General features: G+C 47.5%; 16 protein-coding genes. All 16 read right to left on the reverse strand.

Annotation, left to right across the window (positions count from 1 at the left end; translation table 11 throughout):
* Window positions 1–433: 433 nt before the first annotated feature.
* The 16 genes from HH196_RS06665 to paaX all read right to left on the reverse strand — a co-directional run bounded on the left by HH196_RS06665 (window position 434) and on the right by paaX (window position 16656).
* Entirely contained in the window at window positions 434–730 is a 297-nt protein-coding gene (locus HH196_RS06665; RefSeq protein WP_169451372.1) for a hypothetical protein, read from the reverse strand.
* A 2-nt stretch (window positions 731–732) separates the two neighbouring features.
* Window positions 733–993 (reverse strand): MoaD/ThiS family protein, encoded by a 261-nt coding sequence (locus HH196_RS06670; protein WP_169451373.1) that lies wholly within the window; start codon window positions 991–993, stop codon window positions 733–735.
* Window positions 968–2344 (reverse strand): NAD(P)/FAD-dependent oxidoreductase, encoded by a 1377-nt coding sequence (locus HH196_RS06675; protein WP_169451374.1) that lies wholly within the window; start codon window positions 2342–2344, stop codon window positions 968–970. The genes HH196_RS06670 and HH196_RS06675 overlap by 26 nt, the downstream gene beginning before the upstream one ends.
* Window positions 2345–2436: 92 nt before the next feature.
* Complete coding sequence (locus HH196_RS06680) at window positions 2437–4284, reverse strand: aldehyde ferredoxin oxidoreductase family protein (protein WP_169451375.1); 1848 nt, start codon at window positions 4282–4284, stop codon at window positions 2437–2439.
* An 11-nt stretch (window positions 4285–4295) separates the two neighbouring features.
* The gene (locus HH196_RS06685; RefSeq protein WP_169451376.1) at window positions 4296–4766 is read right to left on the reverse strand and encodes a 4Fe-4S dicluster domain-containing protein; all 471 of its coding nucleotides are present in this window, start codon (window positions 4764–4766) and stop codon (window positions 4296–4298) included.
* Window positions 4767–4946: 180 nt separating this feature from the next.
* On the reverse strand, window positions 4947–6005 hold the full coding sequence (locus tag HH196_RS06690; RefSeq protein ID WP_169451377.1) for a peptidase M42: 1059 nt from the start codon (window positions 6003–6005) through the stop codon (window positions 4947–4949).
* 25 nt (window positions 6006–6030) lie between these two features.
* Window positions 6031–6297, reverse strand: coding sequence for a hypothetical protein (locus HH196_RS06695; RefSeq protein ID WP_169451378.1), 267 nt, complete (start codon window positions 6295–6297; stop codon window positions 6031–6033).
* Window positions 6294–7082: a DUF3530 family protein gene (locus HH196_RS06700; protein WP_169451379.1), complete on the reverse strand. Its 789-nt coding sequence runs from the start codon at window positions 7080–7082 to the stop codon at window positions 6294–6296. The genes HH196_RS06695 and HH196_RS06700 overlap by 4 nt, the downstream gene beginning before the upstream one ends.
* Before the next feature lie 102 nt (window positions 7083–7184).
* Window positions 7185–10472, reverse strand: coding sequence for an ATP-binding protein (locus HH196_RS06705; RefSeq protein WP_169451380.1), 3288 nt, complete (start codon window positions 10470–10472; stop codon window positions 7185–7187).
* 76 nt (window positions 10473–10548) lie between these two features.
* Entirely contained in the window at window positions 10549–11181 is a 633-nt protein-coding gene (gene leuE / locus HH196_RS06710) for a leucine efflux protein LeuE (protein ID WP_169451381.1), read from the reverse strand.
* An 18-nt stretch (window positions 11182–11199) separates the two neighbouring features.
* Window positions 11200–11964, reverse strand: coding sequence for an NRDE family protein (locus HH196_RS06715; protein ID WP_169451382.1), 765 nt, complete (start codon window positions 11962–11964; stop codon window positions 11200–11202).
* A 23-nt stretch (window positions 11965–11987) separates the two neighbouring features.
* Window positions 11988–13367: a ribonuclease J gene (locus tag HH196_RS06720; protein ID WP_248276832.1), complete on the reverse strand. Its 1380-nt coding sequence runs from the start codon at window positions 13365–13367 to the stop codon at window positions 11988–11990.
* 9 nt (window positions 13368–13376) lie between these two features.
* Window positions 13377–14594 carry a multidrug effflux MFS transporter gene (locus HH196_RS06725; RefSeq protein WP_169451383.1) on the reverse strand — a complete coding sequence of 406 codons (1218 nt, stop codon included), beginning with the start codon at window positions 14592–14594 and terminating at the stop codon, window positions 13377–13379.
* Between the two features lie 102 nt (window positions 14595–14696).
* Window positions 14697–15167: a peptide-methionine (S)-S-oxide reductase MsrA gene (gene msrA / locus HH196_RS06730; protein WP_169451384.1), complete on the reverse strand. Its 471-nt coding sequence runs from the start codon at window positions 15165–15167 to the stop codon at window positions 14697–14699.
* A 21-nt stretch (window positions 15168–15188) separates the two neighbouring features.
* Window positions 15189–15740 carry a DNA-deoxyinosine glycosylase gene (locus tag HH196_RS06735; protein WP_169451385.1) on the reverse strand — a complete coding sequence of 184 codons (552 nt, stop codon included), beginning with the start codon at window positions 15738–15740 and terminating at the stop codon, window positions 15189–15191.
* Entirely contained in the window at window positions 15730–16656 is a 927-nt protein-coding gene (paaX, locus tag HH196_RS06740) for a phenylacetic acid degradation operon negative regulatory protein PaaX (RefSeq protein ID WP_169451386.1), read from the reverse strand. Before paaX ends, HH196_RS06735 begins: the two co-directional genes overlap by 11 nt.
* Window positions 16657–16795 lie beyond the last annotated feature (139 nt).

Here is a 16795-nt window from a genome sequence, read left to right on the forward strand (position 1 = left end):
GGTTTATACCTCTTTTTTCGTTTGTGGGGGCAAAAAATGAGCACTGACGAAGTCAGTTCACAAAAAATGCATGGATAGCATTTTTTGAACATCGCCTCCGGCGATGGCCCCGAAGGGTGAAACTACAGGAAGTAGTTTCATAAATCTGGCCTCAGACTCATAAATCTGGCAAAACCCAGAAGCAAAACAGCTCGTTGGGCTCACTCTTCATAAGCTCCGCGGTGAAGGTCATCAGCTCAAACCAGGCCCCCGCTACCAACGTAAAAAAGGGAAGTGTACTGTCAAGTTCACTTCCCTTTTTTGCGTCTGGGGGACTGATGCAGAACTGACGACAAATAATGCAGGACAGCATTATTTGGACAGCTGAAAGCTGGTCCGAAGGATCACTTCACAGGAAGTGAAGTGACAACTCGGTTCACAAAAAACCCAACAACTACCCCCCACCCCTCTTCATAGACCAATCAATCCGCTTCAACAGATCAGCTTTCGCTTCATCTGAACCAGAAACAAAATGCCAGGTCGCTTTAAGACGTGGAAGGCGCATCAGCGCGATAACAAGATCAGGATGAGACTCGATATCAATTCGGATTTCGACCTCACCCTCGGTGAGAAAGAAGAAGTCAGGCCCACCACTTACGCCGCCCGGAAGCGCCTGTTTCAATCCCTGCTCATACTCTTTACGAGTTGCAGATACGATACGCTCAAGTGTGGTAAGTGATGTAGCCTGCATGATTAGCCGCCTGCAACAGGGGGCCAAATAGCAAGGGTTTCACCCGCTTTTAGGAGACGTGAAGCACGATCCTCAGGTGCAATATAAACCCCATCAACCAGCACTAGATGAACCAGCCTTGCAGGCAGATCATAACGCTCAATAATTGAAGCGACAGAGTCATCTGCTGCCAATTCAACTTTTGCTATGTTATCAACCGCACCCGCAGGCAAATACTGGCCTAGGCTGGCGTAGAGTTTAAGCGTTAAGAGATCGGTCGGCATTGGCCAATACACCTGGTTTCTGTGAACAAGCTAGATACGCTTCAGTTGCACGAAGTGGATCGTTCATCAGGATCTCTTTCCAGTGACCAAGCTTCACCTTACCCTGAATCAAGCCACGCAACACACCAACATGCTGAGTCAGACCGACAGAGGTAGCACCCACCAATACATCACCTTTGAATTGCAGGCTGATGTACTTGTGCGCTTTAGCTTCGGCATACTCGACGCCTTCACCGCCCTCAACACCTTCCCAAGCACCAAATGAGCTTGAGATAAGACCCAGTGTATCCAGTACGTTTATAGCCAAGATACCCGAATGTGCAACAGGACGACCTGCCATATTCAGGGCGGCAATACGCGCAGTGTCAGCAGCATTTGGCTGAATAGCGGAAACCATCGGTGCACCCGTGAACATATCTGGCGCCTCTACGACGTCACCCGCAGCATAGACATCCTGCGCCGAGGTCTGCATGTGAAGATCGGTCAGAATACCGTTGCCAGACTTAATACCAGAGCCCTCAAGGAAGGCTGTGTTTGGTCGCACACCGGCAGACATAATCACTAGGTCACAAGCGATCTTTTCACCGGTAGAGAGGGTAACCACCATCTCATCGCCGCTCTGTGTAGCAGCAGCCGAAGCAGACTCGCCAGCACCGAATATAGTTTTAATTGCGCCAAGGATACCACCGCCCGATTGCGTAGGGGCTTCAGAACCAGCACCATCAATACGCTCAACCTTAGCTTCGGTGACAACGCGGACGCCCTTGTTCTCTACCCAGCTCTTAATCATGCCGCCCGCTTCACCGGTCATCATGCGCGGAACCATGCGGTCACCAAGCTCAACAACAGTTAGATCGACGCCACGCTTAGCAAGTGCTTCGAGAATAATACAACCGATAAAGCCCGCACCAACCTGAACAACTCGCTTGCCTGGACCTACAGAGGCGGCAATTGCACGCGCATCATTGAGCGTCCAACAGGTGTGAACATTCGGCAGATCAATACCAGGAATCGGTGGACGAATAGGGTGAGAGCCCGTTGCGATCAACAGTTTGTCATAGCTCTCAACTGAACCATCAGCAAGGGTCACCTGTTTCGCTTCAGTATCAACGGACTGCGCCATGCCCTGCTTGTTGGTGATGTTCTTAGTGGTGTAGTGACCATCATCTTTACGCAGGTAGGTACCAGACTCGTCAATATTACCTTCCAGAAGGTAGGGAATGGCCATGCGTGAGTATGGTGGTTCTGCCTCTGCGCCCACCATCGTGATGTCACAGTTTGGATCAGCTTTACGCAATGTCTCTGCGGCAATAACACCGGCAGGACCGTTACCAAGGATAAGATGTTTCATGAAAGACCCCAGGTTTTTTATAGTTGTTTTTAACAAAAAACCCCTTTCCCTACACGGAAAAGGGGTTTGTTTAACGACCCGCTAATTCGCCATTAAAGGCCTAGGCGATCGAGAGTATCACGTGTTGGTACACCTTCCGCATCCCAACCACGAATCTCGTAGTACTCAGGAAGCATTTCAGGCACACCTGCCACCAAGCCTTTCGCTGGACCCTCTTGTGCAGGTTCAGTCGTTAGGCGTTTAGGAAGTTGGTCATCTGCTTTGGTGAAACCAGCTTCTAGGTTGAAGAGTTTCTCCATGTTCCAGATACGCTCACCTACGGCACTGAGTTTCTCCATCGACCAGTCGCCTTCACAGGCAGCATCGATCTGCGGCTGAATATCACCTAGAGACCATGCAAAGCTGGTGAAGATACAAAGGCCAGAGGCGTCAAAGGCTGCTGTCGCATCCTGGAATGCCATTACTAGACCTGGCTTACCTTCAGTCACTAGTGGGTCAGTCTTAACTGGGATACCCAGTACTTCAGATGCCACAGTGTATGAGCGAAGGTGACATGCACCACGGTTAGATGTTGCGTAAGTAAGACCCATACCCTGGATACCACGAGAGTCGTAAGCAGGGAACTCCTGACCTTTAACACTCATTGATAGTTCTGGCTGGCCATATTTTTCACATAGGCGTTTTGAACCAAGACCGATCTCAGCACCAAAACCTTCACCGCTCGCTGTCATATCAACAAGCTGGCAAAGCGCCTCTGCAGAACCGAATGGTGCTTTAAGACCAATCTGTGCTTCAGAAAGTGTGCCGTTCTCGTACATCTCCATCACTGCACCAATGGTTGCACCGAAAGAGATTGGGTCCATACCCTGTTCGTTACAGATCAAGTTAGCGTACTGAAGCGCCTCTAGATCCCCGACACCGTTTGCCGCACCCAATGCCCAAGCTGCCTCATACTCGAGACCGCCTGATGCGCCGTGGTACTGTGGTTTGTTCTCAACTGAGAAGTGCTTCTCATCAATCTTAGAGATACGACCACACGCGATGGTACAGCCGAAACAAGCTTGGTTTGTCACTAGGTGAGGCTTACCGTCTGATTCACGTGGCTTCGCCATCGCTTCTGCAGAGATATCACCCGCCTGTTCAAATTTAACAGTCTGGTGGTTGCGCGTTGGTAGTGCACCCATCTCATTGATGACGTTCATCAAGACCTGAGTACCGTAAGTTGGTAGACCTTCACCTGTTACAGCGTTTTCCGCAAGAATCTGTTTCTTCTCTGCAGTCACTTTTGCGAATTCAGGGAAGTTATTGATGCCAGCAAGGCCTTTAGTACCACGAATCGCTACAGCTTTAAGGTTCTTAGAACCCATGACTGCGCCAACACCTGAACGGCCAGCCGCACGGTGGAGATCGTTCACTACACAAGAGTAGAGAACGCCATTCTCACCCGCTTTGCCGATAGAGGAGATACGAATCTGAGGATCTTGGTGATCCTTCTTAATCTGCTCTTCAGTGTGCCAAGTAGAGGTGCCCCAAAGGTGAGAAGCATCAAGCAACTCAGCTTTGTCGTTTTCAATCATTAGGTAGACAGGCTTAGGCGATTTACCTTCGAAGATCACCATATCCCAGCCCGCGAACTTCATCTCAGCGCCGAAGTAGCCGCCTGAGTTAGAACACGCTATTGCGCCAGTCAGTGGCCCTTTAGTGACCACCGTATAACGACCACCGGTCGATGCCATGGTCCCTGTCAAAGGTCCGGTCGCCATAATCATCTTGTTCTCAGGAGAGAGCGGATCTACTTTCGCATCGATCTCTTCAACAAGATATTTAGTCGCCAAACCACGCGAACCCAGATAATCTTGAGCCCACTCCATATTCAAATCTTCTGATTTACATGTGCCTTCGGAGAGATTTACTCGAAGGATTTTTCTAGTCCAACCCATGTCTCTTCTCCTTACAAACTAGCGTCGTTAGCTTTAGCAGCCCATTTGCGCATGCGCTCTAGGCCGGTCCAGTTGCTGTCCACGAAGGTGATCGCTTCAGTCGGACATGCAGTCGCACATGCAGGATCGCCAGCACAGAGGTCACACTTAGCAACCTTGCCAGTCTCAGCTACATAGTTGATGGTTCCGAATGGACAAGAGATGGTACAAACCTTACAGCCCACACAGGTGTCTTCGTTGACAACTTTAGCACCCAACACTTTGTCGAGTTTAATCGCATCCGTTGGACAAGATTGCATACACCAAGCTTCATCACACTGTGTACAGGTGTATGGAACTTTGCGACCTTCATGTTCAAAGCTAAACACTTTGATACGAGAGAGTGAGGGGTTAATGGTGCCGGTATGTTCGTATGAACAGGCCATTTCACACTGGAGACAGCCCGTACACTTTTCAGGATTGATATACAGTGACTTTTGCATAGTTTGTCCTTTTATTATTTTTGTTTGCGTGAAATCAGCCAGAAACTAAGAATCGACTCTTAAAATCTCACGCCCATAATTCCGCATATCCAAACTTATGCCAACTTAAATTGTTTGTCTACCTTATACCTACAAAAATCATGTCTTTTATTGATCAGTTTGAATTGAAATAACAACCACTTACAAGGCTGTATGGGTAGCCAAACGACTCAACACCTGTATGAACGCAGCGACCGCGTCCCAAGAGGCAGACTCCTCCATCGTGTGGTATCCGGTGGTCGGAATCTGAATGGTTGAACCATCGACCAAACCGTTAGAACTGGCAATTATGCGACCCAGCTCAGTACTACCAATGGACCTAGGTTTTTCACCTTGAGCGATCAGTTGCTGGTTTGCATCTTCAACATAACGATCCTTGAAGATGTAACTCAACCCCTCTTCTCTACAGATTGCCTCTACGATCTGAGTCGCTTCTGCATTGAAGGCAGCGTTGGCATCCTTAGTACGTAACACGAGCTTCTGCTGGTTGGCACTATCGACATCAGGAAATGGACTAGTATCAACCACGAATAGTCGGTTGGTTGAACCACCAAACCGACGGAACCACTCAAGCAGGTAGCGCCAGCTTTTACCGGCCTCCTCCTGCGCGGTAAAGAATACAGTCCCCTGAAAGCCTAACGAGAAGAGGTGCACCAACGCCGCTGCTGACAATACGTTGTCTAACTGCCCATAGATACGATCATCATCCTGTACCAACTTATCTTTGAACGCGACGGGCGTGCCAGCAACCACACTCTCTAGACCATCAATCTCAAAAATCAGGTTGTTGCGATATTCGCAGATATAGGTGTTCTTTATCGTGCCATTGCCGCGGTAGGCACCCGACCAAGGCTCATACGCAAATACCGGCTTAGCTTGAAAACGCTCGGTAATCTTGCTCATCAGCTCTTCTGAAACTGAGTTGTTTAGCAGATCAGTACGGTTACCGGCAATAAAAGCGGAGTACTGAAACTCATTCGGACCGGTACAAATTAGACCATGGCGATCGATGTGTGCAGAGAACATGACACTCAACGGGTCACTACCCTGTGCAACCAAGACACCCTCGTACCAAGTCACTTTTGCTCCTCGCTCCTCCAGCTCACGCTGCAAAACACGAAAGAATGAGTGCTCAGCACCGACCACACTCGGCTGCCTGATCAAGGTTTTCAGAAGATCAACAAAATCACTACTGACCATAAAGTTTCCTTAGATAAAGGGAGGGCTATTTAACGCGAATCCAATCGAACACCTTTCTACCCTTCCTCAGAAGAATATCGAAGGCGGTCTCATCACCAAACCACTTAGGATTACGCAGCAGCAACAGCGCCATCATAAAGACCCAAACCAAGGTATTGATGATGACCCAGTCGGCATTTTGTTGAAATGCCAGCTCACTGTTCTCCTCGCCAATCAGGTACATGAATGGCACCACTATGCCAATAAATGAGATCAGCGAAACTGCTAACCGTATTTTTCGAGAACTGTTCAAAGTTTATCCAACCACTCTGCTACTGCATTAACCATTAACTGTGCTTGCCCTTTCCCCTTGTAGTAGTGATCCGCTTTTGGAATGACCACCTGTGCCGATAGCACATGACCAGCTTGTTGCATCATAGCCAAACGTTCTGGCGCTTTTCGAAGTACGGCAGGAAAGTCCTCAGCGCCGTATAGATCAAGGATTGGCATCGGCATCTTATCTAACTGAAACGGTTCAACCATTGGCTGCTTGTAATCCGTTGCCCCCATACCGATGCCAACATAGGCATCAAATTGGGTCACCGCTGCGTCGGTGAAATTTTTAATCCAACGCTGCGCCATATGCGAACCACAACTGTGTGCAAGCAACACGACCTTGCCAGCATCTTGTTGGTGCGCAAACTCCAGAGCAGTCTCGATACGCGGCCCAGCTAAATCAAAAAGGTCAACGTAGTCAAAGTACTTAGCTGATTTCTCCAATACCGGGAGCTGAATACTTAGGGTGTTCCACCCCTGTTCGACCAAACCAACACGCAGAGGCGACACGACATTTTCCCAATCCGGGTGATAACCGCGACCGTGCAAAAGGACGACAGTCCCTTTAGGCTCCTCGGCCTCAGTAAAAATGGTTAAAAAATTTCGTCCCTGCGCAACTAACTCAACGGGCTCACCCTCAAAAAGTAGATCGACAATCTCAGCTGCCATTCGCTCTTCTCGCGCATAATTTGGTTCTGCAGCATGTACAGATTGCAAAGACGATACAAGTAGAATTAGCGGAAGCAAAAAAGCGAGCAACATGAATTCTCCTTGTCTGAGTTTATTGAAGAGACGTTGAGGGAAGAATGACACGAAGACAAACATAATGAAAAGCAAAATCAACGCTGCTGGTTTTCAAAGAGATCAAACTTGCAGAGAGTGTTTAGCCTCTCGTTGAGTTTCAGTCCAAACAGCTACCAAATTGAAAACCTCAACTGCCGATACACTCTGTCTATTACGAAGTTGAACCTCTAGAAGCGAAAGAGCATCCGTCAACTTTGGCATCCCCAGTAGGCTAGTAGCACCCTTAATTTTATGGACAAACTCATAGTTTAATTCAGCTGAGCCAACATCCAGCGACTCTAAAATCTCTCCGTACTGTTCAATAAATGACAATACGTACTTCTTAACCATCTCATCACTACTCCAATAATCCCTAGCCAATAGACGATCAAAGTAGCAATTAAGTTGCTCTGGAGCACGTTTATTTTCACCCGTTGAGGAGCTCTCCTCATCACTTGAATCGAGCGAGAGAAGTTCAACTATCTTGGATATTGCACTATCGATATCGACAGGTTTCGTGATGTAAGCATTCATACCCGCATTGAGTGCAACCTCAATATCTTGAGGATATGCGCCAGCCGAAAGACCTACGATGGGCAACTGCTTAAAGCGAGTCATCGCACGCAGGCGCTGTGTTGCTTCAATGCCATCCATGACCGGCATTTGAACATCCATAAAGACTAGATCAATTGCAGTCCCAGCTGCACGTAAGATTTTAATCGCCTCACTGCCATTATTTGCAACCTTCACAGAGGAACCGGCTGCTTCCAAAAACTCACGAGCCGCATCGCAGTTGAATTGATTATCGTCTACGACTAAAAGCGAGACACCCTCCAGTCGATGAGTCTGGAGAGAGGGTGTCTCTTCGCCAGTTCTAGCGACGCTAATATGTCTCAACGCAGCAGGTGTCACTGGCTCTTGTAAAGATTCACTCGGCGAGCTTTCAGCATCATCTATGGAGTCAATAGGGCTATCAACCGAGACGAAACGACCATGCCACTCAAGACCCAAACTTTCCAACTCATCACGAACAAATGATTCCAGATGTTGCTTTCCACGGCCGGAGATCTCGCCATCATAAAGCACCAAATCAAAGAAGCGCTCTTCCTTGATTGCACTTACCAAGGTATGAACAACGAAACGTTCTGTCTGACCCACCTCATAATTCAGCCCCACTGAATCTGCGACTGCTGCTAGGGAATTACGTGTAAAAGGATTTTTACACGCAATCAGTAGCCAACTTTCAGCAACAGGGGTTGTCGCAACCACTTCTATCGGGAAAGCGATTTCAAACGATACGGTGGTACCACGAAACTCCTTAGACTCTATGTTCAACTCACCACTCATCATTGAGAGCAGTTGCTGGGTAATTGTAAGTCCCAAACCGGTGCCGCCAAACTTGCGCGTAATACTGCCATCACCCTGTTCAAACGGGTTAAAAATCCTAGCTAATACAGACTCATTCATTCCGATACCGGTATCACGAACAGAAAAACGGAGGCGTGACACAGGCTCTACATCCACCAGTTCAATGGTCAATTCAACATAGCCACTTGAGGTGAATTTAATTGCGTTACTTATCAAGTTAATAAGGATCTGTTCCAGACGTTGCTGATCTCCCGACAACTTGATATCGCCTCGATACTTTGGCGTAATTGCGAGGTGAATACTCTTATCTTTTGCTGCACTCGACATCAGAATTGCGAGCGTCTCTAATAGATCCGATAGATAGAAATCTGAGATAACCAGCTTGAGCTTACCGCTCTCAATTTTTGAGAAATCTAGAATATCATCTAACAAATTTTGTAGTGATTGACCGGCCCTTAGAATCTTACCCGCCTGCATCACTGTTTTTTCATTGCTCTCCCTAGAGCTCGCTAATGTTTTAGCCAGTGTCAATACTGCATTCATTGGCGTACGGATCTCGTGACTCATATTGGCTAAGAACTCACTTTTAATCCTTGAAAGCCTTACCGCCTCTTCCGCCTTTTCCGTTAACGCCTGTCGTAAGGCCAGCTCTTCGGATACATCACGCATCAACCGAATAGTATGTGCCTCCTCTCCATCCTTAGCGGGTCGATAGATAAGACATATCTCCCCTACTTTTGCATCTATACCGGGTGAGGGACGAAGCTGTCTTTGGATGCGGATAGCAATCCCTTTACGTTTCGCTTCAAGATGAAACTCGCGAGCAAACTCTGGCGATATATCCATTAAGTCAGGCACTGTTCTGCCTATAACCTCTTGGGCAGAATTGTAGCCCCACCATTGTGCAGTCATATCGTCAGCGTCAATAACCTTAAGGCTATCAACTCCTATCACTGCAAACATATTCCCCATCTGTTTAAGGGCTCTTAAATAATCTTGGGATAGCTTTTCTGTCGATTGATTTTGGGCAACCTGTGAAGCATAGGCCCGGTTAACCCTCTCTAGCTCTAGCCGCTCTCCCTCTAACTGTTCATTGATGCGTGCAATTTTGGCACTCTGTTCCGATAAGAGCCGGTAGCGATAGAAGAGCAGCAGCAACATTCCAAAAGTAACTATCAGAACATACAAAAGATTTTTGAGACTTTTGGATGTTGAAAGATCCATATGTTGATATGGCACCATGCCCCACAACTCTTGCAGCGCTTGAATGTCATCCTGCGAGATGCTGGCATAGGCTTTATCAAAAATGGCACTTAACATTGGATCTTGCTGATTGAAGGCAAAGTGCATATTGAGTTTAAGCCTGGACTCGGACTCTAGTAGTCTGACTTGTAGATCATCATTAAAGGTGTGGGTTACATTGATCAGATAGTTGGCAATCGAATAGTTCTCTACAAAAAGATCGATTTTACCGTTGAGGAGAGCAGCCATCATATCATTCAATGAGAGGTACTCTTGATAGGTCACGTTGGGGTACTGATTCTTAAAGTAACCTTCAAAAACCGAGTCCTTTTGAATACCCACACTTACACCAGTCAGATCTTTGAATTGGGTATACCCCTTCAGACTGATCAAGCCCGTCAATAATTCCAGAGTCGGCTGCTCACTGAAAAGAAAATGCTTTTGTCGCTCTTCAGTTAAGACCATGTTTCCAATCACATCTATCTGGCCATCTGCCAATTTCTCCATGTGCTGCGACCAATCAAAGCCGTTCACAAAGCGCAGTTCCAAGCCCAGCTTCTGGCTAATTTGTCGAGTGAGATCGATCAGGTAACCCTTCGGTTGGCCAGCTTCTAAGTAGTTAAATGGACGCCAGTTACTGTATGTTGGCATCCAAATGACCTGTTTATTCTTAAGATACTCTCTCTGCTCTTGACTCAATTGCGCCAGCAGCTCTCCATCCGCAGCGGATGCTAACGGGAGCTGTAGAATCAAGCTCATAAGAAAAAGAGTTTTCAACAAAGACTTCAGCACGGGCCTTGAAAAAACAAGACTGATCATAGATCTACGCTCGGTTTTAGTTGCTAGATAACGCAAGCTTTAGACCATAACCGATAAAGAGCGAACCCGCACAGGCTTTGGTTATCCGCGCCAAAACTCCACCTTCAGCAAACAAACCTTTGAAGTAGATAGTGGTGATAATCAATGCAGCTAGATAGATTTGTGAACAGATCTGAACAACAACGCCAAGGATTGCAAAAGATAGAAGAGGCGTCTCGTAAGTAGGATCAACGAACTGAATAAAAAACGATATAAAAAACAGAATCGCTTTCGGATTTAAGAGACTGATGGTAAGAGCTATACGATAGGGGTGCTTTGAATCTTTTGGCACATCGACCTGCTCTTCATCGACCTTTTTTTGCCACAGTGATCTAACCAATCCGACACCGAGCCACATCAAGTAGGCGCCGCCTGCATACTTCAACAGGGTAAAGACGATCGGGGTGGTTTGTACAATCGACGCGACACCACCGACCGATAGTGTCATAAGAATCAAATCACCTGTAAAGATACCGGCCGCACCTTGAAACGCGGGGAGAAAACCGCGACGACCTGCCACGGTGGCAACATACATGGAGTTTGGGCCAGGTAACAGCACAATAATGATTGTTCCAATCAGGAAGGTGTAAAAATCGATAATGCCAAACATTTAGACTCCAGTACCCCATCAAAGTGACCAGGTGAATCGACGATCTTCGGCCACTTCACCCAGAGAATCAAGCTGTTGTTCTATAACATCGATGCCTGATCGATTTGCAACCAGCCAACAACGAGAGCGCGTCGCATAAGTCGAAGATAGGATGGTTTGTGCAGAGAGTAAACGTTCCCATTCAATTGGAACGCCTGTCTCAGGGAGTTGTTCATCGGGCGCTACAGCCCTATCTGTCAAAATTTCTAGCTCGCCAAAATCCGATTCAAACCGGGCGAGCGATTCACTCATCTGCTGGCGCGCCTTAATCACTTTAGGCCAGGGGGTATTCAAGGCTTGGTTGCTAAGTATGTGTATGCCAGACTTTAATAAGTGCGGTGTTGGATGTTCGTTACTAAACCAAACCAGCTCCTTGCCATCACCAATCAACATATTAAAACCGCCGAAGTCAGCAATCGTATCCTGAAGCGACCCAATAAAAGCTTCAGCAGACATCGTTGACTCTACAAATCTAACAGCCAACTCGCCTCGACTGCGACTGGCACTCTTACCTACATAACCGTTGCGAATATTGGTAAGCAGAGCAATACGTCCCCGCCTATCAAGCGCCAACCAAGTACCACCAGCACGAAGGTCTTTTCCCGCAAGCAGACCATACTCAGAGGTCGATTCAGGCCACCAACTCATAGGTGCAGTGGGTCGATCGAGAAACTCATCTCTGTTGGCAACCAGCCTTAACGTGAAATCCTCTGATGGCTGCCAATCCAATGCGACTAGACACATACTCCTATCGACTCCATGGTTTATCACTCAACGAGTGGGATGCGACCCGTGGTGACTTTGGCGTAATGGATTCGTTGCCGCGGGGCCAACTCATAAAGATCACCATTCTCACCAATTAGTTGAACTGGTACACCAAAACGTTTTGCTACACCTGCATTAGCCGCGAGATGTTCAGCTTCGCCATGTAAAGGGACGGCAACTAAGGGTTGCACCCAGGTGTACATATCGGCCAATTCAGCCTGACAGGGGTGTCCGGATGCATGGATAGGTGTATCACTCTGAGCAGACTCAATCACTGAGATATTCCGCGCTTTGAATCGATCCAACATCCGCTCTACTAGACGTTCGTTGCCAGGAATTAGAAAAGAGCTCATGACAATACGATCACCTCTCTCTAATGAAAGAGCAGGATAGGTATCTAAGGAGAGTCGATTCAGCGCTGCCCGCTCCTCTCCCTGACTCCCTGTAGCGATAGCAAAGACCTCATTCGCAGGTAGATAGCCAAGATGCTGCTCATCTATAGGTACCAACTCTTCAGGCCAATATCCGGTCTGTTTAGCGATAGCATACATATTGCGAAGGGAACGCCCAAGAAGAGCAAAACGGCGACCAATAGCCTCTGCAACTCGCGCAACTGTGATTAAACGAGCTAGGTTAGAACTAAAGCAGCTCACCACTATGCGTCCTTCAACGGCGTCGACCTGACGCAAAATACCCCGATAACAGATTGACTCTGAGAGGGATGCACCCGGTTTCAATGCATTCGTGGAGTCACACAGTAGCGCCAAAATATTCTCTTTAGCGAGCCCCTGATAGAGACCCTCATCGAAAGGTTCTCCAACAACAGGATCATGATCGATTTTCCAATCTGCAGTGTGGAGCAATTTCCCGACAGAGGTTTCAATCAGAAGTGACTGCGCCTCAGGAATAGAGTGGGTGATCGGCAAAAATTCAAGGGTAAAGGCACCCACTGTAAATCGCTCTCTAAGAGCGATCACATTAATCGGCACCTTTGACTCTAATCCATGCTGACTGAGTTTTCGGCGCAACACCTCAGCTGCAAAAGGTGATGCATAAACAGGTGCTTTAAGTCTTGGCCAAAGAAATGGTAATGCCCCCAGATGATCTTCATGGGCGTGCGTAATAATAATCGCTTTAAGCGACTCACGCTGGCGAGAGATAAACTTAGGATCCGCGGCAACGACCGAAAAGGTTTTGTGAGTATCAGGTGAGAGGGTCTCATCAAAAGTGACGCCACAATCGACCATGATCCAATCACCTGCATGACCTAGCAGGTTCATGTTCATGCCAATCTCACCCGTACCCCCTAGGGGCAAAAACCAGAGATCGCCATCTCCAGGAGTAAGTTTTTCAACATTATTTGACTGATCTAATTGCGCCACGCTGCTACATCACCCTGCCACTGAGGCATTTTTGACCCTGCTTTCAGAGAAGAGAACAACCAACAATAGCGCCAGAGACGAAGCAACCCCAAAACCAATCAGCATTGGCAAAATGGTTCCATCAAAACTTAAGCCAATAAAGGTGCCTACTAAGACACCAAGCATCATGGTTAACGCACCTATGGTGCCACTCGCCACGCCTGCAATTTTCCCAAAAGGGGCCATAGAGAGTGCGTTCAAGTTTCCAAAAAGCAACCCAAAACAGAAGGTTGTCACGATCATCATCGCGATAAACCCAAAAAGTGACACCTCTATACCGATCACTCCAACAAAAAAGGCCTCAAGCAATGAAACTGACGCACTGAAGGCCATCACCGTCATAACCAACTTTCGCAGATCAAAGCGGTAGACCAATTTAGAGTTCATGAATGAGGAGAAACCCACACCCAACGCCATCATCGCAAAATAGACTGGGAACATAGCTCCCGTCTCATAAATACCATGCAGCACACCCTGGATAGAGAGTAAAAAGCCAATTAAAGAGCCGTGAATCAAACCCGCCGCTAGGGTATAGATGAGCCCCACTCGAGTTGTGATCACTTGACGCATCGCTTTTAACACAGGCACAAAGGAGAGAGGGGCGCGATTAGCCGGATCAAGGGTCTCCTCCTGACGCAGAACAAACCAGATCCAAGTCGCAGTCGATAGAACAATCAACATTCCAAAAATTGCGCGCCAACCCGCAAAAAGCAGCACCAGTTGACCAAGCATAGGTGCAACAACAGGACTAAAAATAAAGATAGTCATGATCAGCGACATGATGCGAGCCATATCAGGACCAACATGTTTATCTCTGACAATCGCCATACAGATAACACGAGGACCCGCTGCGCCTAGACCCTGGAGCACACGCCCCGCTAACATCACCTCAAAGGTTTGCGCAAACAGCGAAATGAGTGTGCCTATAATCATCAATGCAAAACCAAGGTTCACTGCTGGCTTGCGGCCCCAAGCATCGGCAAGAGGGCCATAGAAGAACTGCCCCAAACCCATTCCCAACATGACACTGCTGATCACAAATTGGTAACGGTTGTTGTCGAGCGCATCAAGATCAGAGCCAATCTGATGCAGCGATGGCAGCATAGTATCTACATAGAGGGCCATGAGACACTGCAAGGCAGCCATCAACAACAGAAACTCAATTCGAACCGGTGATTTGGTGTGCATATTCATCCTAATGCAATAACGACAAAGACTTGGACATTGCCAGTCGAGCGCGGGCTACCTGCCCCAGAGATTTGTAGCGTTATGATACAGCAAATTAAACGCTTAAATGTGACAAGATGACATGCCACGTTTTTTTAGATAATCCTGATGGTACTCTTCAGCTCGCCAAAAAGTTGCTGCCGGCTCGAGAGTGGTTACTAAAGGATTCGCAAAAAGAGCTAATTGCGTGATTTCCTCCATGCTCTGCTGTGCCAAAAGCTTTTGTGCATCAGAGTGATAAAAAATGGCCGAGCGGTATTGGCTGCCAACATCCGGACCTTGTCGATTAAGCGTGGTTGGATCGTGCCACTGCCAAAAACAATTTAATAGCTGTTCATAATTTACTTTAGTGGGATCGAAAGTGATCTGAACCACTTCGGCATGCCCTGTTGAATCAGTACAAACCTGCTGATAACTTGGCTCATCGAGATGTCCCCCCATATAACCCACGTCGGTCGCAACAACCCCATCCAATTCTGAAAAACGGAGCTCAATACCCCAAAAGCAGCCTGCACCAAATGTAGCTAATTCCATGAACGACTCCTTATAAACTTATCAGCGTGATATACGCTTTGCATCCTGAGATAGAGCTTTATCAATGACCCGCTGCCACTGAGCCGCCTTCATCTCATAGGAGAGTGCTGCATGTGCGGGGCTTGTAGAGGGAAGATGCTCTACTGCCACACCTAACGAGCTGCAGAACTCATCAAAGCCGGCCTGTTTAAAATAACGCATTGCCGCACTACCGTTGAGAATAACCGTGTTCAATTGAGGTAGGTTAGCGATCAAATCAGGAATTGGATTTACCTGCACACTGCCTCTTTCGATAGAGCTATCGAGTGACCCTGGACGCTGCGCACTGGCCATGACATCCCAGAGAGCAATCTTGGTATCTAAAGCAGCCTGTAATCTATCACAGTAATCATCATCTGCAGCTATACCGATGTATGACGACAATATCTGCCAAAACAGATTTCGAGGATGACCATAGTACTGGCTCTGCGCGATAGAGCGCTTGCCTGGTAGAGAACCGAGAACTAAAAGCTTTGCATCATTTCGGTAGGCTGGCGGAAAACCGATATCCAACCTATAAAATTCACCACCCATCAGAGCGCAAAAAACGGTTTCTATAGGTGTCACTCACCTCTAAATGGGTTCCATCTTCACCTTCAAGATGCGAAGCAAGCCAACGATCAGCAGAACTAGAGAGCTGCTCATAGATTAACGCACAGAGCTCACGCGCCGAGTGACCTGGCCAATCTTTAGGAAGCAATTGATCAGGTAATAACGGGTCCCTTAAAACCAGTTTTCGGTACTCATGGATCAACAGCGTTCTGGCAATAAAAGCGGATTGCGGATCGACTGCACTCTTTCCCTCAAGCTCAGTTAGCAGCGGTTGAAACAGTGTAATAAACGAAGTGTATGCAGTCGCAAGACCATCCAAACTCCAGGCATCAACAACCAAAGTCTCAAGGGCCGCATCAGCAGCCAGTGGCTCTGATGATTGAAAACAGACAACGGAATCGGCAAAGCGACTCTCAGTTAATTTCTGCTCAACCTTTTCTAAATCAGCGACTGGACTGATCAGAAGGGAGTTACCCAAAACACCAAACCGCATATCACTTAATGCGAGCTGTAGTTCACGACGCTGCTCGTTATTTAGCTTATGGACCGATAGCAGCGTCCATACACCCTGCCACCCTACTCTTTGTGCAGAGTAGACTCGTCGAAAGGCCTGAGCAAAACGCTGCTTTCCAGATTCAGTGAGTGCATAGAAACTTTTTCGCCCAACCTTCGTGCTAGATAGCCAGCCATCCTGCGCGAGGCGGAAAACAGAGGTGCGCATCAGTCGCTCATTGACACCGAAAGGCTCAAGAAGATTGATTAAACCACCCAACCAAGCACGGCCACCTCGAGGCTCAACCGCATCACCCCAGACACTTATAATCAGCGAAGGCGCTCGGAGAGGTGTCTGCGCTTTAAAGTGCTCAAGAATTATTTCTAGGGTCTTCGGTTTGTACATAGTGATATGTGCTATAAATTGATGATGAAATGAGTCTACCGATAAAAGCGATACAAAAAAAGAATATTTTTTTATTGATCTGTATCTATTAATCAGGCATTTTTAAAAAAGAGCATCGCGCATTGCTACCAAAACCGAA

Source organism: Marinobacterium sp. LSUCC0821 (genome assembly GCF_012848475.1).
Taxonomy (GTDB): domain Bacteria; phylum Pseudomonadota; class Gammaproteobacteria; order Pseudomonadales; family Balneatricaceae; genus Marinobacterium_E.